Genomic DNA, 20,231 nt, shown 5'->3' on the forward strand with positions numbered 1-20,231 from the left:
TTGCTCACAAACGCCGCCCGCTGACGAAACAGACACCGCAAGGCGCCATGCCCACGCGTCTGATCCCCGTCAAAGCGGGCATGGATGGCGCGTGCCCAAAATTCGGTTTCCCGTTACGAAAACAGATCAGAACCGCTCGGAACCAACTGACGGTGCTCCGTCAGACCGGTCACACATCATCGTGTGAGAAATGCGGGCTAAGATTCTATGTATGTTATTGATTTAGAATAAATGTTCCACATTATAAACAATCGAGTGGGAATGATCCCGCGTCTGGCATAGGGTGGCATCACCCGGCAGGAATACGCCTCAAGGCCCGCGGAAACGCGGGCCTTTTTGTTTTTATCCGGGGCCGGATGCCCGCCTGGGTATCGAGAAGCCCATCTATACCACGCCATGGAGCAAAGCCATCCGCAATGACCCTGCGTCCGGACGCTTCTCCACAATCCATCCGCCCCGCGCTGCACCCTATCGGCATTGGCGATCTTCCGCAAATTTTCCTTTTCGAACAAGAATGTTTGTCGATTCCAGACCCCGAAGCACCGACGCGCGTGAGATACTCAGCCCGAGAAAATTTTGACACCGAGGGTCAGGTTGATGGATATTTTTTTTGCGTTGATAGACATTTTTCAGTGGAATCAATTCAACGAAGGATATCCACGTCGATGGTGACGAGACGATGAGCGAGGCCAAACGCCATTACGATCGACTGCTGGCTGCGCACTACTCATGGATGAGTGGGGCACCGCTGGAGAAAAAGGTCGCTGAACAAAGGGGGCTTCTTACCGATCTCGGGTTGAACGGCGGACCGAAGGGCATCGCCGTCGATCTTGGCTGTGGGCCGGGCTATCAGTCATTCGCCTTGATAGACATGGGCTACAATGCGGTCATAGCGGTCGATACGAGTGCCGATCTCCTGGCGGAACTGAAGAAGGCGAGAACGGACAGTCAGGTTAAGACAGTCCTGGCAGACTTGCGCGATTTCCCGATGCTGGTTGAACAGGATTCGGCAGATGCAATCGTCTGTATGGGCGATACGCTGACACATCTGGACGAGCGGTCCGACGTATCAAAACTCTATCGCGACGCCTATGCCGCCTTGGCGCCCGGCGGGCGTTTCGTTCTGACCTTTCGTGATCTTTCGCAGGAACTGACCGGCTTGGATCGCTTCCTCTCCGTCCGGGCTGACGATCAGCGCGTCATGACGTGCGTGCTGGAATATGAGCCAGAATGCGTCATTGTGAACGATCTGATTCACGTTCGTGAAGAATCCGGATGGATTTTTCAGAAGAGTCGTTATCGGAAATTGCGCCTCTCACCCTCAGAGCAGGTCGCCGAGCTGAAAAGGATTGGCTTTACGATCGATCATGATCGACCCATCGACAGAATGCATGCGATTTCGGCACGAAAATAGCGGGATGCATAGCTTGATGCACGGTTCGGTTGAACGGGCAGAAAATCGATGGTGGAAGCACGATAATGAGTAGTGATGATACGTATAAGATTTTCGTAATCAAATACGCGACGACGAACATGAAGCGGGAAACGTTTTTTGTGCCGCCGTTCTTCCCGGCAGGAGAAATCCAGTTCGATTATTATATATCAGTGATCGCGAATGAGAAACGTGTCATTCTGGTTGATACCGGCTTTCGCGAAGAAACGGGCGGTCGTCGCGGTCGAACATTGCTGCGCTGTCCAGTCGAGAGTCTGTCTCTATGTGGCTTTGACGCGCGCCAGGTGGATGACGTTATATTGACCCATCTGCATTACGATCATGCCGGGAACATGGGTTGTTTCGATTCCGCACGCTTCCATATTCAGCAGCGTGAGATCGAATTTGTAACCAGTTCGATGATGTCCAGCGCCAATCCCAATCTAGGTGGCTCGGTGGAGTCGAGCGATGTCCACGCTCTGGTGGACCTGATTTTCGCCGGACGTGTAAACATCCTTCATGGATCGACCGAGTTGGTGCCGGGCATCGAGCTTCATCTCGTTGGTGGCCACACGCCGGGTCAGCAGCTTGTCCGTGTGAAGACGGCGCGCGGCTGGGTCATCCTGGCAAACGATACCTGTCATTACGAGAAGAATGTTATCGACCGCCACCCTGTTTGTGCATTTGTCGATCTGCGTGAGATGATGGAGGGATTCGATAAGATCATGCATCTGGCGGATGGCGATATGTCCAGAATTATTCCCGGCCATGACCCTATCGTTATGCAGCGTTTTCCTTCCCCTGATAAGTCTTTGAAAGATATCGTGGTGCGGGTCGATCTTCCTCCCGTTGGAAATTGATGACCGACGGCAGGCAAGGGAAAATCGCCATCGGCCAGACCGTGCCCGCGCCCTCCGTGCGGCGCTGATCCCGGCCATCCGGGTCATGAACGTCCGTCCGGCCGGGAGATGGCACCGATTGTCGGTCTGACCGGCAGGCTGAAAATGGCAAGCGGTTCAGCATGACCACGATTCTTCGGCGCCGCGTTGGCTACGGCCGGTTTCTCATTTCGCATGAGAACGGGTGTGGCGGACCGGGACGATTCGTCTTTGACGGCAACGAAGCGACCGGAAGCGCGCAGGATGTTTGTTTCATCTTTTTTGCACAAAATTTAAATATTTTTGTCAGAATTGTATGGAACTGTTGCCGAAAAAACATGGTGAAAAACAAATAGAACGACTGGCGCAAATAATACGTGCCTGTCATCAAAACATAACAAGACCGTCTGGAATGCCAATCTTATGAGATCGCTCGCATCCACAAGCGGCGTCATGAGGACGTACGGCAAGCAGGACGGAGCGATATGAAGAAGAGTACCATCCTTTTCGTGACTACCTGTCTGACCGCGGTCATGACACACCAGACGGCACGCGCAGCCACATCGACGAATGCCAGACACAAGGCCCATCACGCGGCGTCGCATACAACGGCCCCCGCGCGCACGGGGCGTGAACAGCCTGTTCCGACCCAGCCGGCCGCGTCGACTCCGGTTGTGGCGCGTCCGGCCGCCGTGCCTGTACCGGCTGTGCATGTCGCGAGCGAGAACGAGGCGATCGTCGTGCTCGGTGCCGGTGCCGCGCGTGAGACGCAGACCGTGTCGCATGTGGCGATCCAGCAATATGTGCCCGGCACCAGTCCTTTCAAGGCTCTTTCGAAGTTGCCCGGCGTCATGTTCACGTCGTCGGACCCGCTGGGGTCATATGAATGGTCGCAGCAGATCGTCATTCGCGGGTTCGACCAGAGCCGGCTGGGCTTTACCATGGATGGCGTGCCGCTGGGCAACCTGGCGTATGCCAACGATAATGGGCTTTCGATCGGCCGTGCGCTCCAGACGGAAAATAACGGCCGCGCGACCCTGTCGCAGGGTGCCGGCTCGCTTGACGTCGCGGCGTCGAACAATCTCGGTGGCGCACTGGAATTTACATCGATCGATCCGAGCAACAAATTCGGTGTGGATGTCGCCGGAACGGTCGGTTCGTCCGGAACCTGGCGCACGTTCATGCGCGTCAATAGCGGCGTTCTGCCAGGCGGTGGAAAGCTCTATGTTTCCTATGACTACCAGGACGCCAACAAGTGGAAAGGTGACGGCGTCCAGCGTCAGCAGCAGGCCAATGCGAAGTTCGTCCAGCCGCTGGGAGAACATGTCAAGCTGACCCTGTTCGGCGACTGGTCGCTGCGGCATGAAAACGACTATCAGGACCTCTCTCTCGCCACGATCCAGAAATATGGTTACCGGGTCGACAATATTACTGGAAACTATGATCTGGCGAAGCAGATCGGTTATGCCTATCAACACGGCACGGCTTACCCTGCCGGGATCGGCAACACCAATTACGGCAGCTATCCCGATTTCGTCTATTACAATGCCGGCGGCCTCCGCCAGGATGCGCTGGGCTACGGACGGCTCGATTTCGATCTGACCGATCGCCTGAAGGGCTACGCGACGGTCTATGGGCATACGAACAGCGGCGAGGGCGTGTGGGCCACGCCGTATCAGGCGACGCCGGCGGCCCTGGGTGGATCGCCATTGTCGGTCCGCACGACGGAATATGATATCCATCGCGAAGGCTTCATGGGCGGGTTGACCTACAAGGCCGGTCATCACACGATCGAAGGTGGCTTCTGGTTCGAGAACGACGATTTCGAACAGGCGCGCCGCTTCTACCCGCTCGGCCTGGACGGAACGCCGAACAGCATCGCCTGGTACAAGAACAACTGGTTCGCCACCCAGTGGCAGGGGGCGTTCAATACCAAGACCTACCAGGTCCATCTGCAGGATACGTGGCAGATCACACCGGCCCTGAAACTGAATTACGGTTTCCGTTCCCTGATTGTGGATAACCGGGCGCGTCAGATCGGCAGCAATATCTTCGGCGTGAAAGGGGCCGACGGTTACCCGTCAGGCTCGATCGAGTCGAGTAACGGCTTCCTGCCGCAGGTCGGCGCCAATTACCGCGTAAACACGCATAACGAAGTGTTTGCCGATTTTGCGCGGAACATGGCGGCGTTCGACAATTCGAACACTGGTGCCACCAGCCCCTTCGCCACGACGATCGCAGGTTACGAGGCGATCAAGAACAAGCTGAAACCGGAAATGGCGTATTCCGAGGAAGTCGGCTATCGTTACCACGATCACAATATCCAGGCGTCGATCACCGGATATTACATCGAGTTCGAGAACCGGCTGCTGACGATTACGCAGGGAACGGGCGTGCAGGGCAATGCGTCGGCGCTGGCCAATGTCGGCGGTGTTACGGCGCGCGGTGTCGATCTGGCCTTCAATTACCAGTTCGCGCCCAACTGGTCGATCTATGCGTCTTATGCCTTCAACGACTCGAAATATAATGATAACGTCAATAGCGGCGGTACGATCTATTATACCCGCGGCAGAGACGTGGTGGGCATGCCGCGCAATCTGGCCAATGTTCAGCTCGGGTATGACGACGGCTCGATCTGGGGCAATGTCAACATGCAGTTCCAGGACAAGCGTACTTATACCTACACCAATGACGCCTGGGTCCCGTCGAACGATATCTTCAATCTGAATGTCGGCTATCGGTTCCACAGCGATAACTGGGTTCTGCGCGGTGTCGATGCCCAGGTGAACGTCACCAACCTGTTCGACAAGCGCTACGTTGCGACGGTCGGCTCCAACGGGTTCGTGTTCAACGATCCCACGCACACGTTTGCCACGTTGCAGGCGGGGGCACCGCGCATGGTGTTCTTTACTCTTCGCAAGCATTTCTGAGGCGTTTGATGTCTGTCTCCTCCGGCCGTCGCCGTTTTCTGCAATGGAGCGCCGGTTTGGCGGCCGGGGGAGTGCTGCCCGACAATCTGCGTCGGGCACTGGCCATTTCGCCGCATCGCGTGACCGGTACGATCGCGGATGTCGCGCATGTCGTGATATTGATGCAGGAAAACCGGTCATTCGATCATTATTTCGGGTGCCTGAACGGGGTGCGGGGATATGGCGACCCCAGGGCCGAAATGCAGCCGGACGGTGTTTCGATCTTCGCCCAGCCGGACGGGCAGGGTGGGCAGGTGCTGCCGTTCCGTTTCGATACCGACCATACATCGAGCGCCTGCCTGGCCAGTCTCGATCATAGCTGGAAAGGGACGCAGGCGGCGTGGGATGACTGGAACGTCTGGGTGCCGCGCAAGACAGCCATGACGATGGGCTATTTCACCCGTGCCGAGATTCCCTACTATTACGCATTGGCCGATGCATTCACGATCTGCGATGCCTATCATGCGTCGATCTTCGGACCGACCAATCCAAACCGCCTCTATTTCTTCACCGGGACCAGCGGGCTGGCGGTTGGCGATCATGGCCGGCAGGTGGTCGAGAATGTCGATGACGGTAACTGGACCGCCGACATGGCGCGTGACCATGCGTCGTTCGTGCCCTTCCGATGGGCGACGTATCCTGAACGGCTGGAGGCCGCGGGTGTCTCGTGGCAGATTTATCAGGAATACGACAATTTCGGCGATAATCCGATTGCGTCGTTCGCGGCGTTCCGGAATCTCGATCGCAGATCATGGCAATATCGGCGTGCGCGGCAGATCGTAGCCGGGTCCAACCATGCGAACATGGCCAGTTCGGATGGTCGGTATCTGGTCGAGACCTTTGAACGGGACGTGGCAGGCGGCCGTCTGCCGCAGGTATCGTGGATCGTGCCGCCGACCGCCCTTTCGGAGCATCCCGACGCCGCTCCAGGTTATGGCGAATTTTTGATTTCGCGCCTGATGGACGTGTTCGTGCGCCACCCCGAAGTGTGGGCGAAGACGGTCTTCATCCTGAATTACGATGAAAATGACGGTTTTTTCGATCATGTGCCCCCTCCGGTTCCCGCTGGTGAAGCGGCGAAGGGCGGCAGCACCGTTCCGGTGGCGGGTGAGATATACGCCGGTGTGCCGGTCGGCCTGGGTCCGCGCGTTCCGGCCCTCCTGATCTCGCCATGGAGTACCGGAGGCTGGGTCAATTCGCAGGTTTTCGATCACACGTCCGTCCTGCGGTTTCTGGAAGCGCGCTTCGGTGTCGAGGCACCGAATATCACGCCCTGGCGCCGGGCTGTGTGCGGAGACCTGACGTCGGCCTTTGATTTTACGCGCAGCGAACCGCTCTGGCCGGCGGCCTTTCCGGACACATCGGCCTATCCGGCCCGCGTGCGGGCGTCCTGCCGCCTGCCGCCGCCCGTCATTCCCGACCCGCAGGTTCTTCCCCGGCAGGAGACAGGTACTCGTCCGGCCCGGCCCCTTCCATATGATCTTCAAGCCGATATCGAGGAAAGCGGAAGGCTGCGCATGGCGTGCGGCGGCACGCAGGGCGCCGTGTTCCGGGTGCGGGATCGCGATGGCGTGCGGCATTATACGATCGGGGCGGGAGACGAGCACACTGTCATGCTGTCGGAGGGTGGGCCGGTTACGGTGCACGGCCCCAATGGCTTCTATCGGCGCTTCGATAGCGGGAGCGGCCTGAGCGCGGCCTTGCGGGCCGATGCGTCCACCGATGCGATCATGCTGCGGCTGGGCAATCGGGAGGCGGCGGCGCGCACGGTCGTGATGACGGACCTGTACGGTCAGGAACAGCGTGAAATCATGCTGCCCCCGCGCGGAACGGTCGATGTCATGATCGACATCGCCCGCAATGATCATTGGTATGACCTGAAGATCGGGCTGGCCGGCGGGGGCGCTGGGGATGTGATCCGGCTTGCCGGCCACAGGGAAACCGGGCGACCCAGTCGCACCGATCCTGCAATGGCATGAAAAGCCTGATCGCCCTTGTGGCCGGTCCGGCGGGGGAGACGCCGAAGAGAGCCTGTCTGTGCCCGATCCAATCTGTTGCCGCGCCGATGTGGATGGTGGCTCACAACCCGAGAACCGTCGCTCCACGTCCTTCCCCAGAAGCGTTCGGAAGACCAGTCCCTCGATCAACCGGATCGTCGGGCCGACGACCGCAAATCCATCAGGCGGTTCCCCGCGCAGCCCGCCGGACCCGCCGGAGGGCGATCCGGCAGTACGGTGAGGCTGGGCTGCGTGCAAGGCAGTTGCGGAACCCGGCGATTGGGCGTTTGCTTTCGTGGTACGGGGGGCAGCCACCGGGGCGGCCCCATGTGGCACAGGAGGCTTCCATGTCCGACCTTGTGGTTCTCGGTTTCGATACGCTCGACGGCGCGACACTTGCCCGCGAGGAGATATGGAAACTCGAAAACGAATATCTCGTTGATGTCGATGACGCGGTGGTCGTCCGTCGAACGGATGATGGAAAGATTCATCTCGACCAGTCCGTGCATACGGTGGCCCTCGGGGCGGTGGACGGTGTGTGGAGCGGTATGCTGCTTGGAACCCTGATCGGGCTGGTGTTTCTGAACCCTCTGGCCGGTTTCGCCGTTGGCGCGGTGGCTGGCGGGACGGCGGGTACCATCGGTGGCGCCATGACCGATTTCGGCATCAATGACGACTTCATGAAAAGCGTCGGTGCGACCCTGAAGCCGGGCACCTCCGCACTCTTCGTCCTGGTGCGTAAGGTGGAGCCGCAGAAGGTCGTGAGCCATCTCCGGGCTTTGAGCGGCCACCCGCATCTCATCCAGACATCGCTCTCGCCCGAGGCTGAACAGAAGCTGCGCACGGCGCTGGTAGCGGATAACGGCAGCGCGGCCTGATACAGGCGCGCATAACAGGAGAAATAATGTGGCAGATATTTACGATAAGGTTCAACGGCTTCGCTCGGATCTCGAGACACTCGGCGCCGATCTGCGGGAGGCCGACACAGCACTGCGGACCGAATTCAAATCGTGGGGTGCCAAGAACGGCGCCAAGGCGCTCCGCAAGACCGCCAAGCGCCTTCAGGAACTCGGCGACACGGCCGTGAGCCAGGCCAACGACCTGAACAAGAAGGTCCTGGAAAAGATCGGGGATTCGCAGGAGCGTGCGCAGCAGGTCTCCGTGCTGCTGGGCGAAACTGCGGCACGGCTCGAAAAGAGCAATGCCGTGGCCAAATCCGGCGGCATCGTCCGCACGCTGGCCGGCGTGGCCATCGGACTGGCTGTCGTGGGGGGCATCGCAGCACTTGCAAAGCGGCTGTGCAGCAAATCGGAGCCTTACAAGCCGGGGCACTAAAAACCTCGCGCGGGGGCAGGCGGGGCGGGCGGGCACGCCGCCCGGCCGATCCCCCCCCGGTGCTGTTTCGTCGCGTAAGCACGCACTGATCCAGATCCATGAGGGCGCCCAGGCGCTTCGCGCCTGGACGGCGGATGGCAGGCGGCGGCCCGCCCTCTTCCGGGGCATCCGCGACGACAAGCCGCATCGGAGGTCGTAAGTGAAATGCCTGCACCCGAAACAGGTTCCGCCCGACCTGGGGCCGAACGGAAGCGCACCGTCGCCCTGACCCATCCGGACCGGCTATACTGGCCCGATGCCGGCATCACCAAGGACGGGCTGGCCGACTACTACGCCGCCATATGGCCACGCATCGCGCCGTTCATCGTCGATCGTCCGCTGGCGCTGCTGCGCTGCCCGGAAGGTATCGACGGGCCGCGTTTCTTCCAGAAGAACGCCTGGAAGGGCATGAACGCCCACATCCGGACATTGGACGATCCGGCCACCGACACGGTAGAGCATCTGATCGGCATCCACGATCTCGACGGCCTCATGGGTCTGGTGCAGTCGGCGGCGCTGGAAATCCACCCCTGGGGCGCCGCCTGCCGCGACTGGGAGCGGCCGGACCAACTGGTCATGGATCTCGACCCCGGCGAGGGCGTGGCCTGGGAACGGGTCATCGACGCCGCGCGCGACGTGCGCGAGCACCTGGCGGCATCCGGCCTCACGCCCTTCGTCAAGACCTCCGGCGGAAAGGGGCTGCACGTCGTGGCGCCTCTGAAACCCGAGGCGGATTGGGAAATGGTGAAGGCGTTCTCCCGAACGCTGGCCCAAACAATGGCCGCCGACTGCCCGGACCGCTACATCGCGACGATCACGAAAGCGAAGCGCCACGGGAAGATCCTGCTCGACTACCTGCGCAACCAGCGGGGCGCCACCTCCGTCGCGCCATACTCGACCCGCGCCCGCGTCGGCGCCCCGGTCTCGATGCCCCTGTCCTGGGAGGAACTGGGGCAGATTACCGGATCGGCGCAGTTCACGGTCAACAATGCCTTCACGCGGCTTACCACGCTCCGCGCCGACCCATGGGCGGCATTCCACACGGCGCGCCGCCCGATCCAGCCCTGACGGAGACATGTTATCCCTTTTCGCGGAAGATTTCTGGCTCGCCCTGCGGGCGTCCGGACTGAGCCTGCGTGCCAAATCTGCTATTGACCGGCATTCTTCCTGCGGGTCTCAGCCGCTTTTTTCGCCGATGCCGCGCGTTCTTCCGGCGAGCGTTCAGCGGCCGCCGCGCCTCCCAGCCTGCCGCCCTTGCGGGAAGGTTCAAGGGTTACGGCGTGCCCCCTGCCGGAACCGCTCTTCTTGCCGCCACCGGTCTCCTTGTTGACGGTGGCCCACGCCCGGCGTTCGGCTTCTTCCTCGCTGACGCCACGCTGCTCGTAGCTCTGCTCGATATGCTCGGCCTGTCTCTTCTGCTTGTCCGTATAGGCGGACTTGTCGCCGCGCGGCATGGTCGATGCTCCCGGCCCCCAGAGTGAACGCGGCCTCATGTTCTTTGCAGGCCCGCGACCGCATCCGATGACAAGGCCGGACAGCGGGAAAAGTTCTCTGGGCTGCAAACGAAGGAAAGCGTTTCCTATGGGCCGGCAGCGCAGGGAGTGGAATATCCCGATAGTGGGCCGCCATTCTGCCACCATCAATGAAAAACGAAGATCATATGGGTAAAAATTTCCATTGATATCATCCGATAAAGGAAAAATTATATCTTATATGTCCTTGTTTGATGTTCAATCTGACGATTCCGGCTCGCTATTTTATGTCGGCATGATGAATAAATAGAAAATATATATATTATATCAGAAAGGATATTACGGAAAACAACTTTGACCGGATATAAGTTCGGAACCTCTCCTCATGCCACGCGTAGCAACAGGACGATGTCGGGCGTGGCGGTCGATCCCCTGGAGCGGCGATCCCGGCGCCCTGTCTGCAATGGCGGCGAGGAGAGAGAGCATGACCATCAAGGGAAAGAAGTCGGGAGCGGCGCCGAAGAAAGCCCCCGACGCGGCCGGGGCCGGCGAGGTGGCAAAGGGAGCCGGTGGCGAGACGCATCAGGTCGCCGGCGGCGACGTGGCGACGCTGACGACAGCGCAGGGCGCGCCGGTCGCCGACGACCAGAACACGCTACGTTACGGCGCCCGAGGCCCCGCGTTGATGGAAGATTTCCATTTTCGCGAGAAGATCTTCCATTTCGACCATGAACGTATCCCCGAGCGTGTGGTCCATGCCCGTGGCTACGGCGCGCATGGTTATTTCGAACTAACCGACAGCCTGGCGGACGTAACGCGCGCGGATATCTTCCAGCGCGTCGGCGAGCGCACGCCGGCCTTCGTGCGGTTTTCGACCGTCGCGGGCGCCAAGGGCTCGTTCGACCTGGCGCGCGACGTGCGCGGCTTCGCGGTCAAGCTCTATACGCAGGAAGGCAACTGGGACCTCGTTGGTAACAATATCCCGGTCTTCTTCATTCAGGATGCGATCAAGTTTCCGGACATGGTCCATGCGGTCAAGCCGGCACCGGATCGTGATTTCCCGCAGGCTCAGTCGGCCCACGACAATTTCTGGGACTTCATATCGCTGACGCCGGAAAGCCTGCACATGATCATGTGGGTCATGTCGGACCGCGCCATTCCGCGCTCCTTCCGCTTCATGGAAGGGTTCGCCGTGCATACGTTCCGCCTGCTCGACGCGCAGGGTCGCTCGACCTTCGTGAAATTCCACTGGAAACCCAAGCTGCGCCTGCAATCGGTGGTCTGGAACGAGGCGGTCAAGATCAACGGCGCCGACCCCGATTTTCACCGCCGCGATCTGTGGAACGCCATCACCAGCGGCGATTTCCCGGAATGGGAGCTCGGGGTTCAGCTTTTCGACGAGGCTTTCGCCGAGAAATTCGCGTTCGACGTGCTCGACCCCACCAAACTGATCCCGGAAGAAGACGTGCCGGTACGGATCGTCGGCCGGCTGGTGCTCAATCGCGTGGTCGATAATTTCTTCGCCGAGACCGAGCAGGTGGCCTTCTGCACCCAGAACGTGCCGCCGGGCATTGATTTCTCGAACGATCCGCTGCTCCAGGGGCGCAATTTTTCCTATCTCGATACCCAGATCAAGCGATTGGGCAGCCCCAATTTCACCCATATCCCCATCAACGCGCCCAAATGCCCGATGGCCCATTTCCAGCAGGACGGGCACATGGCGATGCGCAACCCGATCGGCCGTGCCAATTACGAACCCAATAGCTGGGGCGAAGCCGGCGGCCCGCGCGAAGACCCGGTGCGCGGCTTTCGCAGTTTCGCGGCGGAGGAAACCGGCCCCAAGGTCCGGCTCCGGCCCGAGAGCTTCGCCGACCATTACAGCCAGGCGCGGCAATTCGTGATCAGCCAGACGCCGATCGAACAGAAACATATCGGCGACGCCATCACCTTCGAACTCAGCAAGGTCGAGCGAGCGGATATCCGCGCCCGCGTCGTCTCGCACCTGCGCCATATCGACGAGAACCTGGCGGCAACGGTCGCCAACGGGTTGGGCTTGCCGTTGCCCGAACCGGCGAAGGCGGCCCGGCCCGTCATCGCCGATCTGCCTCCCTCGAACGCACTGAGCATCGTCAGGAACGGCCCCCACAGCTTCGCCGGCCGCAAATTCGGCATCCTTTTGACCGATGGGGCGGATGCCGGCCTGTTCGATGCCCTGGTCACGGCGGCGGAAAAGGAAAAGGCCATCTATGAAATCGTCGCGCCGAAGATTGGCGGCGTCACCCTCTCCGATGGCAGAGCTTTGCCGGCACAGCAGAAGATCGACGGCGGCCCCTCCGTGCTGTTCGACGCGGTGGCGGTGATCATTTCGGCGGACGGGGCGACGCGGCTCGCGGGCGATGCGGCGGCCAGGGATTTCGTGACCGACGCCTTCGCCCATTGCAAATTCATCGGCTACGCCGCGGAAGCGATCGCGCTGTTCGCGAAAGCCGGCCTGGCCGATGATCTCGACGATGGCTGCATGGTTTTGAAGACGGATGCCGACGTGGACGGCTTCGTGACGGCATGCCATGCGCTTCGCTTCTGGGACCACGAAGCGAAGGTCGATCTCGACGCCGGAGCGTGATGGTCCTGCCCGCTGGGGCTCTCGCCGTCGCGCGGCCGGCCTATGCCATCGCCATACCGGCCCGCGAGGAGGAAGGGCACATTCTTCCGTACACGGCGGAGGCCCTGCAAGGGGCCGAGGCAGGGGATCTCTTCATCAGGACCGTGACGGCGCAGCCCGGCGTCCGAGCCGCCGTCAGGATGACGAAAGACCGATACCGGCTCGATCTTCTGAGGCGCGGCCTATCGCCGCCAGCATACGCCGCCGGATCAGGCCACTGACCGGGCGAATCAACACCAATATGGCGCAAGGCGGCGCCTGACTCTCACCCTGACCCTGGCGGTGACGCAGAAGACGCGCGTCACCGCCACCAGCCGGCGCCGATGGTCCGACCGGGGAGACAGGGAAAAAACGCGCAGAGAACGGCTCCCGGGGGTTCATCGTTTCGGAGGACGATACCCGCCGCCGCTACGCCTTCCAGGCGTCACGCCGGGCAGTTTCGTCCCGGCGGCCGCCCGATCGGAAAGCCGTTCAACGGCTTTCCGTCAACGCTCTTTCCACACGCTCACGGCGCCGATGCCTGTCTTCAGCAGGTCCGCCGCCCGTTCGGGGGTATCGGCTTCGACATAGACGCGCAGTTCCGGTGCGTTGCCCGAGGGGCGCAGATGGATGATCTCGTTATTGGCGAACGTCATGCGCAACCCGTCCGTCTGGTCGACATGGGCCAGATCTTCGGCTGTTTCGATGAAGCCCAGTCCCATCGCGCCCTCGGCCGGGTTCCGGCTGAGCGTCTCGATTTCCGCCAGGCTCTGCGCGGTCGGCATGTTCACCAGCCGATCGCTGAGCGTGAAGCGTGGCGGCAGGGTGGCGACGAGGGCGGCAAGGCTGGTATTCGCCCGGCGGGCGGCGACCAGGGCGCACAGCATCGGCAGCACGGAATCGCGCGTGGGCAGGGCGTCCAGCGTCCGGCCGTCCTGCGCAATGTCGGTGGCCAGCAGAAAGCCGCCATTGGCTTCATAGCCCACGGAGGGCGTCACCCCGGCCTCGGCTGCTTCGGTCATGGCGGCGACGACGAAAGGCGAGCCGATGCGCGTGCGCCGGACATCGCGTGCGAAGCCGCTTTTCTCCAGCGCCGTATTGCTGCTGACCGGGGTGGTCACGGCCGCCGCACCGAGGAAGCGCGCGGCCAGAATGCCCAGCACGTCGCCCCGCAGCCAGTTGCCCTGCGCGTCGGCCAGCAGCGGCCGGTCGGAATCCCCATCGGTCGTCAGGATGGCATCCAGCTTGCCGTCCGCCGCCCATTCACGGGCCAGCACGGCATCCTCGGGGCGCACGGCCTCGGTATCGACGGGGATGAAACTCGTCGAACGGCCCAGCGGCACGGCCGTTCCGCCCAGGGCCTCGACGATCAGCATCAGCACATCGCGCCCGACGGCGGAATGCTGATAGACCCCCAGCCGCAGCCCGGCCAGCGCGTCAGGGCCGAAGAACGCGTGATAGCGCGCGACATAGCCCGGTACGACATCCGTCAGGTCGGGCAGGTCGACGGATGCGACCAGCACGCCATCGGCATCGAACCAGCCTTCGGGCAGCGCCACATCCTGCGTCCGCATGGCCGCTTCGTCGGATTTGAGGAATTCGCCACGCGCGCGGTTGAACTTGATGCCGTTGCGGTCGGCCGGGATATGGCTGCCGGTGACCATCAGCGACGGATACCCCTGCGCGAAGGCATGCAGGCACAGGGCGGGCGTGGGCACATAACCGCAGAAGACCGGCTTGCCCTTCATATGCTCGATGGCGGCCACGCAGGCTCGCAGGATGCGCGGCGTACTGGGGCGCAGGTCGCCCGCCACCGCGACGGGCGTTCCGGGGGCGAATTCGCCAAGCGAGGCAAGATGCCGGAGATAGCCGACCGTATAGGCGAAGCAGACCGCGTCCGTCATCGCGGTGACCAGGCCACGGGCGCCACTGGTGCCAAAGGCGACTCCGGACTGTTCCATCCATTCGGCTATTTTCATGCGGCATTCTCTCAAAAAACGACGATCCAGACGGGCGTCTGGGCATCCATTTTCGGCAAACGTATGGCGCAGGCCCCGTTTCCCTTCATCAATGGCCTTTCTGTACCATCAGCGGAAAAGAGCGTCCATTCCCTGCGCCGGCAGCAGGCGGCTCGGCCAGCCGATGCGGACAAGCAGGTCGTCCGGACCATTGAGGGCGAATTCGTACATGCCCCATTCGGTATGGCGGGGCGCCTTCACCGGGCCGAGAACGGCGTCCCCCGCCGCCTGGGCGAGTTGGTCGACATGGGGCGTGGACAGATAGACGCCGAACGGGTTTCGGCCGGGTACCACCCATCCGGGCACGGCGGGCTGGAGGTGAATCGCGGCACCTTCCCGGTTGGACAGGATGCGATAATCCCCATCCCCGTCGGCCGGCCCGAAAAACCCCAGTCTGTTCCACCAGCGTTCGGCCGCGTCGATGTCGTTGCAGGGAATGATTGCGCTCATGCGGCAGTCAGGTGGTGTGTCCATTACGATTCTTCCGATTCGCTTGCGGGGGGTGGCGGGTTGAGCGCCTGGGCGGCAACGTACCCGGCGGTCACGCTTGCCATGCCCAGTGTGATGGAGAGCACGATATTCAGCGCCGCCCGCCCCGGCGCCCCACCGCGCAGCAGGTCCAGCGTCTGGAGCGTGAATGATGAAAAGGTGGTGTACCCCCCGCAGATGCCGACCATGAACATCAGTCGGGCGGTATCCGACACCTGGAAGCGCGCATTGCCCAGCGTCAGCGTGCCGAAGAACGCGATGGCGAACGATCCGGACATGTTGATCAGGATCGTACCCCAGGGGAGGGTCTGGCTGATGCGCGCGGTCGCCAGACCAATCCAGTAGCGCATCAGGGTTCCGCACGCGCCGGCAAGGGCGATGCCAAGGGTCGTCAACAGGTTGGAGGTCATGCCGTAAGGTCTTCGATGCCGTGATGACAGGTAAGGATGGGCAGCGTGGCGTGCGCGAGCAGGTCGCGCGTAGGGCCGCCGAACAGCCATTCGACAAAGCGCGCGTGGGTATAGGCGCCCATCATCAGCAGGTCGCCCCCGGCCGCCAGCGCATGCGCGCGGATATCCTCGCCGAGCCTGTCACGCGGGGCGACGAACCGGTCGATCGTGACCGGAATACCGCGCGCGATCAATTCACCGGCCAACTTCGGTGGCGCTTCGGACGTATCGTGTTCCGCGCCGATCACGAAGGTGACGTGCCCGGCCGTGTTCAGAAGCGGCCGGGCCGTATCCAGTACCCGGTCGAGGGCGAGCGAGGGATGCCACGCGACGACCGGGCGCTGGCCGATGGTGGGGTAAGCCTGCAAGGGGGCGATCAGAACCAGCGCCCCGGCATCGTACAGGGCACCGGCCAGGGCCTGCCCGATATCGTCCCGATCCCCGGCGCAGGGACGACTGATGACCACCAGATCGGCATTCCGCGCCTCCTGGGCCACGATCCTTCGGGTATCGCCCGCGATCTCGATCCAACGCGCCTGGACGACCGCCGGGTGGGTGGCCGCCCCGATCCATGTCCGGGCGATGCCATGCAGCCGCTCCGCGCGCAAGGCGACCTGCCGGATGAAGACGCTACGCTGGGCAGGCGTCGGAATTCCTTCGTCGGGTGCCTGGAAGGCCGGATCGGTCGCGCGTTTGGGATGAAGCAGCCGGATCTCCTGCCCGCCCAGCCGCCGGGCCAGTTCGCCTGCGGCCTGAAGCGTGAACAGGGCCGTTTCCGGCCGGTCCAGAATGGCAAGTATCCGCATCGCCGCCCCCTCAGTGCTTCCAGCGTAGGACGATACGTATCATCCCATGGCGGAAGCGGGCGCGCGTTCCGGAACGTGCGTAGGGGCGAGCAGAGTGCATGAACAGATTCCTCCCATCATGCCCTTTCGGGCCGGGTAGGAATCATCAGCCTCGACGGCGAGGCGGTTCGACCCGATCGGGTCAGGCAGAATCCATTGCCGACCCAGATCTGGCCACCGGTACCACCGGTCTGTCAAGGGCGCGGCTGGCGGTGCGCTACCGCCAGCCGCACAGGTCAGAAACGCTGCTCGATACCGGTCAGGATGGTCCGCCGCAGACCGTATTGCGGCGCGCCCACACCGATGCCGGTGCCGCTGCGCAATTCGTAACGCTTGTCGAACAGGTTGATCACGTCCAGCCGCAACTGGGTGCGCTTCAGGAACGGGATATGGAACAGGTCCTGGAACGACTGCACGGCCGAGAGGTTGAAGGTCTCATATTGCGGGATGACGCCCCCATTGGGAATGTCGCTGTCCTGCCGCAGGCCGCTGCCATAGACCATGGTCGCGGACAGGCGCAACGGATGGCCGGTGCGATAGAACGCCGTGTAGCTCGCCCCTGCCGATGCCGTCCATCGCTGGTCGTGGTCCAGATGGATCCACCGGTGCTGGATATAGGCCAGATCGTCCGGACTGAAATTCCACTGAGCGGTGGTGATGTCCTTGCCGATCGCCCGCGACCACGCGAAATTGCCGTAGACGCTGAAGGGTCCGTGTTCGTAATTGGTGGCGAATTCATAGCCATGCACCTGCCCGCGCCGGTAATTGAAGGCGGACAGGATGATCGGCGATCCGAACTGCCCCTCGTCGATCAGGTTCTTCGCCAGCTTGACATAGGCATCGAACGACGCATGCCAGCCGGGCAGGATTTCCTGGGCGAAGCCGGCGTCGAAATAGTGATCGCGTTCCGCCTTGACGGTGGTGTCCTGCAAGGTCCCCGGCGCCGCGGAAGTGTTGGCGAATTTGTTCAATGACGTCCCACCCACCAGTTCGAACGGCGGCGGGGTGTAATAGCGTGAATAGCCGGCATGGAACGTGCCGCCATGCCAGGGTTGATAGACGATGTTGATGCGCGGACTGACCTGCTTGGAATGGGTATATTCATCGACCCCGTCGAAACGCAGGCCGTAATTGATGGTCAGGTTGCGCACCGGACGCCACTCGTCCTGGGCATACAGACCGTACATCCAGCCGGTGCGGCCATTGCCGTCATGGATCGCGAGCGTCTGGTCGCCGAACTCCGCGTTACCGTCGTCATCGACGCCGGTCTGCGGATAGACGGTCGAATCCGTCTTGGAAATATTGCGTTCGACATAGACCTGATAACCGAAGCGCACGGTATGCTGTGCATTGGCACGCCAGGTCACGTCGGTCTGCGAACCCGACGAGAAGACCGATCGCTGGGCGCGCTGGGCAATGCCGTTATAGACCAGATCACCCAGCGGGTCCGGCGAATAGCCCAGCGAACTATAGCGGACGATGGCGGAACTTTGCAGGCTGACCGTGCCCATGTCCTTCTGTAGCGACAGGATGCCGAAATCCGTGATCTGCTTCTGGCGCTCGTTCAGGCTCGCACTATCGACGCTGCCATAAAGAGTCTGCGACAGCGCGCTGTCCAGAAAGGAGGGGTTGGCAAACTGCCGCTGCTGTCCGGGATTGTTCGGAAGTTGAAATTCGGCGTTCGACACGCCGGCCGTCAGGCTGACGCGCGTGTTCTCGTCCGCCGTATAGCGCAGATGGCCCAGGAAATGGTACTGGTTCGTCAGATCATGCAGGGCATTGAAATCGGGTGTCGGGTTTTCGATCCCCACCCGGTCATGCACGAAATCGGCGGTGGCGAAATAATCCCATTTCCCGGCATGGCCGCCATATTGCAGCGATGGGAAGAAGTAATCGCGCGCGCCGCCATAGATCGACACGGACCCACCTGGATCGGCACTGCCGGTCTTGGTCGTGATGTCGATGACGCCCGCTTGCAGAAAGCCATATTCGCTGGGCAGCGCGCCGGTCGTCAGCGACATCGAATGGGCGAAGCGCGTCATCAGCGCCTGGCCGAACACGCTCATGCCCTCGGGCAGTTCCACGCCATCGAGGCGAAACTGCACTTCGTTATGGTCGCCGCGGATATGGATCTGGCCGTAGCTGTCCTGCGCCACGCCGGGGGCCTGCAACAGCACGGTATTCAGCGGCGCGTTGTCGCCGCCGGGAATGGTTTCGATATCCCGCCGCGTAAAACGATAGATCGTGGCACCCGTCGAGGGCTGAAGGGCCGCGCGAGTCACGTCCAGATGCGCGTTGACCACGATATGTTCCTCGTTGGTCGCTTCCACGCTCCCGTCAGGCAGCACACGGTCGGTAGAGCGCGTGAAAGACGACCGGGACGACGTGTCCTGCTGCGCGCCCGTATCTGTGGCTGTGGCTGTGGCCGGGGTCGCGGCGGAAGCGGGCGGGGAGGGATCGGCGGTCTGGGCACGGACGGCCTGCGGAAGGGCAAGTGCGGTTCCAGCAAGCAAAATGGCGGCCATGCGAAGCGCGGGTCGAGGTGAACTCATTCAGGGCGATCCTGTTCGTATGAAGGCCCAGAGCCTATATATGGTACGTTATAATGTTGCAATCTGTAGCGACATGAAGAGCGGAGCGCCGCAAGATATGTTGTATCCCTGCAACAGAAACCCGTCCGTCCGGCGAGGGGACGATGCTCAAGCGGGCTACCGGGCTGTGCGGTAATAATGAGTGACGAAGGCATCCGCGTTTACGCGACTGTCGGTCGGGTGATCCTGCGGCAATTATCCGCGAGGCCCACCCGGGATCATTCTGTTGCGCCTTTTGCGAGGCCCCGGAGGTGGAATCGAGAGCAGCCCATGACGTTTTTGATGATGCTGAAGACCGGCTCGACGGTCTGCGTGCGTAAGCCGTAGAGGGTTCATAGGGTTCTTGCCGGTTTCTGTCGCAGCCTGGCCTGCATATTCAGGCCGGTGATCCGATGCGGTTCTGGCGGTCAGTCCGCTGGACGTTGAACTCAGAGTTCACGCAATACGCAGCCCAGTCCGGATGATAGCGGCCCGGAGACCTTGCCATTATGCCGTGGAGCGCCGGACACGTCACCTGAACGCGCAACGCGGGAGCCACAAGAGGCGACCCTGTCTCGCGCCAATCTGAAGGCCGCATACTGCCCTGAAGACCACTGGACGGTGCGAATGCCGAGGACCTCGTAAGTGCGTGTTGCGGGGCTATCCCGTCGCCTACATCTCAATCGGGACACAGTTCGGAAGAGCCAAGAGCTCTTTCGGAGACAATGTTTGCCCTACATGTGAAGCGCCCCACCTCGCCGATGGGAGCCGCAGAGGTCGGCGACAATCCGCGTCAGGCGTCAACCATAGAAGCAATTTGTTCTACTAAAAGAAGGAAAAGGAACACTTAATAATATGATAATTCTAAACAAAGAAACAAAAGAAATATTTAAGAGAGAGTAATGTATATAATGGTAAGCTGGAATGGTAGTTTTTGATACCATTCCAAGCCGAGCGCCGGATTGTTTCGGCATGAATGCAGCGAGCCGACTCATAATCGGTGGTTTTTGATTTTACGTCAAGATGATGGCCAAAGCGCCATTGAGCATCATATCTCCGCTGATCACAAGATGCATCAAAAAGCCGATTTTTGACGC

Annotated in this window: 16 protein-coding genes, 1 pseudogene and 1 riboswitch; of the genes and pseudogenes, 9 read left to right on the forward strand and 8 right to left on the reverse strand. The window is 61.4% G+C overall.

Annotated features, from left to right (window positions below; all coding sequences use genetic code 11):
• The first annotated feature begins 679 nt into the window (after positions 1–679).
• From HLH25_RS19060 to ligD, 7 genes are all read left to right on the forward strand, one after another.
• Positions 680–1,414, forward strand: coding sequence for a class I SAM-dependent methyltransferase (locus tag HLH25_RS19060; RefSeq protein WP_182975586.1), 735 nt, complete (start codon positions 680–682; stop codon positions 1,412–1,414).
• A 65-nt stretch (positions 1,415–1,479) separates the two neighbouring features.
• Positions 1,480–2,292 carry an N-acyl homoserine lactonase family protein gene (locus tag HLH25_RS19065; protein WP_182975587.1) on the forward strand — a complete coding sequence of 271 codons (813 nt, stop codon included), beginning with the start codon at positions 1,480–1,482 and terminating at the stop codon, positions 2,290–2,292.
• 503 nt (positions 2,293–2,795) lie between these two features.
• Positions 2,796–5,240: a TonB-dependent receptor gene (locus HLH25_RS19070; protein WP_182975588.1), complete on the forward strand. Its 2,445-nt coding sequence runs from the start codon at positions 2,796–2,798 to the stop codon at positions 5,238–5,240.
• A gap of 8 nt (positions 5,241–5,248) precedes the next feature.
• On the forward strand, positions 5,249–7,258 hold the full coding sequence (locus HLH25_RS19075; protein ID WP_182975589.1) for a phosphocholine-specific phospholipase C: 2,010 nt from the start codon (positions 5,249–5,251) through the stop codon (positions 7,256–7,258).
• Positions 7,259–7,623: 365 nt separating this feature from the next.
• Positions 7,624–8,154: a DUF1269 domain-containing protein gene (locus HLH25_RS19080; protein WP_182975590.1), complete on the forward strand. Its 531-nt coding sequence runs from the start codon at positions 7,624–7,626 to the stop codon at positions 8,152–8,154.
• Positions 8,155–8,182: 28 nt separating this feature from the next.
• Positions 8,183–8,611 carry a hypothetical protein gene (locus HLH25_RS19085; RefSeq protein WP_182975591.1) on the forward strand — a complete coding sequence of 143 codons (429 nt, stop codon included), beginning with the start codon at positions 8,183–8,185 and terminating at the stop codon, positions 8,609–8,611.
• 204 nt (positions 8,612–8,815) lie between these two features.
• Positions 8,816–9,718 (forward strand): non-homologous end-joining DNA ligase, encoded by a 903-nt coding sequence (gene ligD / locus HLH25_RS19090; RefSeq protein WP_182975592.1) that lies wholly within the window; start codon positions 8,816–8,818, stop codon positions 9,716–9,718.
• 80 nt (positions 9,719–9,798) lie between these two features.
• Here the strand turns inward: ligD and HLH25_RS19095 are convergent, their stop codons facing one another.
• Positions 9,799–10,104: a plasmid stabilization protein gene (locus tag HLH25_RS19095; protein WP_182975593.1), complete on the reverse strand. Its 306-nt coding sequence runs from the start codon at positions 10,102–10,104 to the stop codon at positions 9,799–9,801.
• Positions 10,105–10,606: 502 nt separating this feature from the next.
• Here HLH25_RS19095 and katE point away from each other — a divergent pair.
• Positions 10,607–12,745 carry a catalase gene (gene katE / locus HLH25_RS19100; protein ID WP_220791914.1) on the forward strand — a complete coding sequence of 713 codons (2,139 nt, stop codon included), beginning with the start codon at positions 10,607–10,609 and terminating at the stop codon, positions 12,743–12,745.
• Complete coding sequence (locus HLH25_RS19105; protein ID WP_182975595.1) at positions 12,745–13,005, forward strand: hypothetical protein; 261 nt, start codon at positions 12,745–12,747, stop codon at positions 13,003–13,005. Before katE ends, HLH25_RS19105 begins: the two co-directional genes overlap by 1 nt.
• A 264-nt stretch (positions 13,006–13,269) precedes the next feature.
• Here the strand turns inward: HLH25_RS19105 and HLH25_RS19110 are convergent, their stop codons facing one another.
• From HLH25_RS19110 to HLH25_RS20085, 7 genes and pseudogenes are all read right to left on the reverse strand, one after another.
• Positions 13,270–14,724 carry a phosphomannomutase gene (locus HLH25_RS19110; protein WP_182975599.1) on the reverse strand — a complete coding sequence of 485 codons (1,455 nt, stop codon included), beginning with the start codon at positions 14,722–14,724 and terminating at the stop codon, positions 13,270–13,272.
• Between the two features lie 126 nt (positions 14,725–14,850).
• Entirely contained in the window at positions 14,851–15,231 is a 381-nt protein-coding gene (locus HLH25_RS19115; protein ID WP_220791915.1) for a VOC family protein, read from the reverse strand.
• A 23-nt stretch (positions 15,232–15,254) separates the two neighbouring features.
• Positions 15,255–15,680, reverse strand: a complete 426-nt coding sequence (locus HLH25_RS19120; RefSeq protein WP_182975597.1) for a CrcB family protein — start codon at positions 15,678–15,680, stop codon at positions 15,255–15,257.
• Positions 15,677–16,525: a universal stress protein gene (locus HLH25_RS19125; RefSeq protein WP_182975598.1), complete on the reverse strand. Its 849-nt coding sequence runs from the start codon at positions 16,523–16,525 to the stop codon at positions 15,677–15,679. The genes HLH25_RS19120 and HLH25_RS19125 overlap by 4 nt, the downstream gene beginning before the upstream one ends.
• Before the next feature lie 129 nt (positions 16,526–16,654).
• A riboswitch (Fluoride riboswitch) is annotated at positions 16,655–16,734 on the reverse strand.
• Positions 16,735–16,800: 66 nt separating this feature from the next.
• Entirely contained in the window at positions 16,801–19,116 is a 2,316-nt protein-coding gene (locus tag HLH25_RS19130) for a TonB-dependent receptor (RefSeq protein WP_246402821.1), read from the reverse strand.
• A gap of 257 nt (positions 19,117–19,373) precedes the next feature.
• A pseudogene (locus tag HLH25_RS20805) lies at positions 19,374–19,484 on the reverse strand (transposase); the annotation flags it as partial.
• A 514-nt stretch (positions 19,485–19,998) separates the two neighbouring features.
• Positions 19,999–20,231: hypothetical protein (locus HLH25_RS20085; RefSeq protein WP_220791916.1), on the reverse strand; the 233-nt coding region annotated here is incomplete at its 5' end.

Origin of the sequence: Gluconacetobacter dulcium, from assembly GCF_014174165.1 — a bacterium.
Lineage (GTDB): Bacteria > Pseudomonadota > Alphaproteobacteria > Acetobacterales > Acetobacteraceae > Gluconacetobacter > Gluconacetobacter dulcium.

What these genes read in the sequence shown, in the direction of transcription:
- HLH25_RS19060 (WP_182975586.1), top strand. Translation starts at nt 680, where the DNA reads ATGAGCGAGGCCAAACGCCATTACGATCGACTGCTGGCTGCGCACTAC.
- HLH25_RS19065 (WP_182975587.1), top strand. Translation starts at nt 1,480, where the DNA reads ATGAGTAGTGATGATACGTATAAGATTTTCGTAATCAAATACGCGACG.
- HLH25_RS19070 (WP_182975588.1), top strand. Translation starts at nt 2,796, where the DNA reads ATGAAGAAGAGTACCATCCTTTTCGTGACTACCTGTCTGACCGCGGTC.
- HLH25_RS19075 (WP_182975589.1), top strand. Translation starts at nt 5,249, where the DNA reads ATGTCTGTCTCCTCCGGCCGTCGCCGTTTTCTGCAATGGAGCGCCGGT.
- HLH25_RS19080 (WP_182975590.1), top strand. Translation starts at nt 7,624, where the DNA reads ATGTCCGACCTTGTGGTTCTCGGTTTCGATACGCTCGACGGCGCGACA.
- ligD (WP_182975592.1), top strand. Translation starts at nt 8,816, where the DNA reads ATGCCTGCACCCGAAACAGGTTCCGCCCGACCTGGGGCCGAACGGAAG.
- HLH25_RS19095 (WP_182975593.1), bottom strand. Translation starts at nt 10,104, where the DNA reads ATGCCGCGCGGCGACAAGTCCGCCTATACGGACAAGCAGAAGAGACAG.
- katE (WP_220791914.1), top strand. Translation starts at nt 10,607, where the DNA reads ATGACCATCAAGGGAAAGAAGTCGGGAGCGGCGCCGAAGAAAGCCCCC.
- HLH25_RS19105 (WP_182975595.1), top strand. Translation starts at nt 12,745, where the DNA reads ATGGTCCTGCCCGCTGGGGCTCTCGCCGTCGCGCGGCCGGCCTATGCC.
- HLH25_RS19110 (WP_182975599.1), bottom strand. Translation starts at nt 14,724, where the DNA reads ATGGAACAGTCCGGAGTCGCCTTTGGCACCAGTGGCGCCCGTGGCCTG.
- HLH25_RS19115 (WP_220791915.1), bottom strand. Translation starts at nt 15,231, where the DNA reads ATGAGCGCAATCATTCCCTGCAACGACATCGACGCGGCCGAACGCTGG.
- HLH25_RS19120 (WP_182975597.1), bottom strand. Translation starts at nt 15,680, where the DNA reads ATGACCTCCAACCTGTTGACGACCCTTGGCATCGCCCTTGCCGGCGCG.
- HLH25_RS19125 (WP_182975598.1), bottom strand. Translation starts at nt 16,525, where the DNA reads ATGCGGATACTTGCCATTCTGGACCGGCCGGAAACGGCCCTGTTCACG.
- HLH25_RS19130 (WP_246402821.1), bottom strand. Translation starts at nt 19,116, where the DNA reads ATGAGTTCACCTCGACCCGCGCTTCGCATGGCCGCCATTTTGCTTGCT.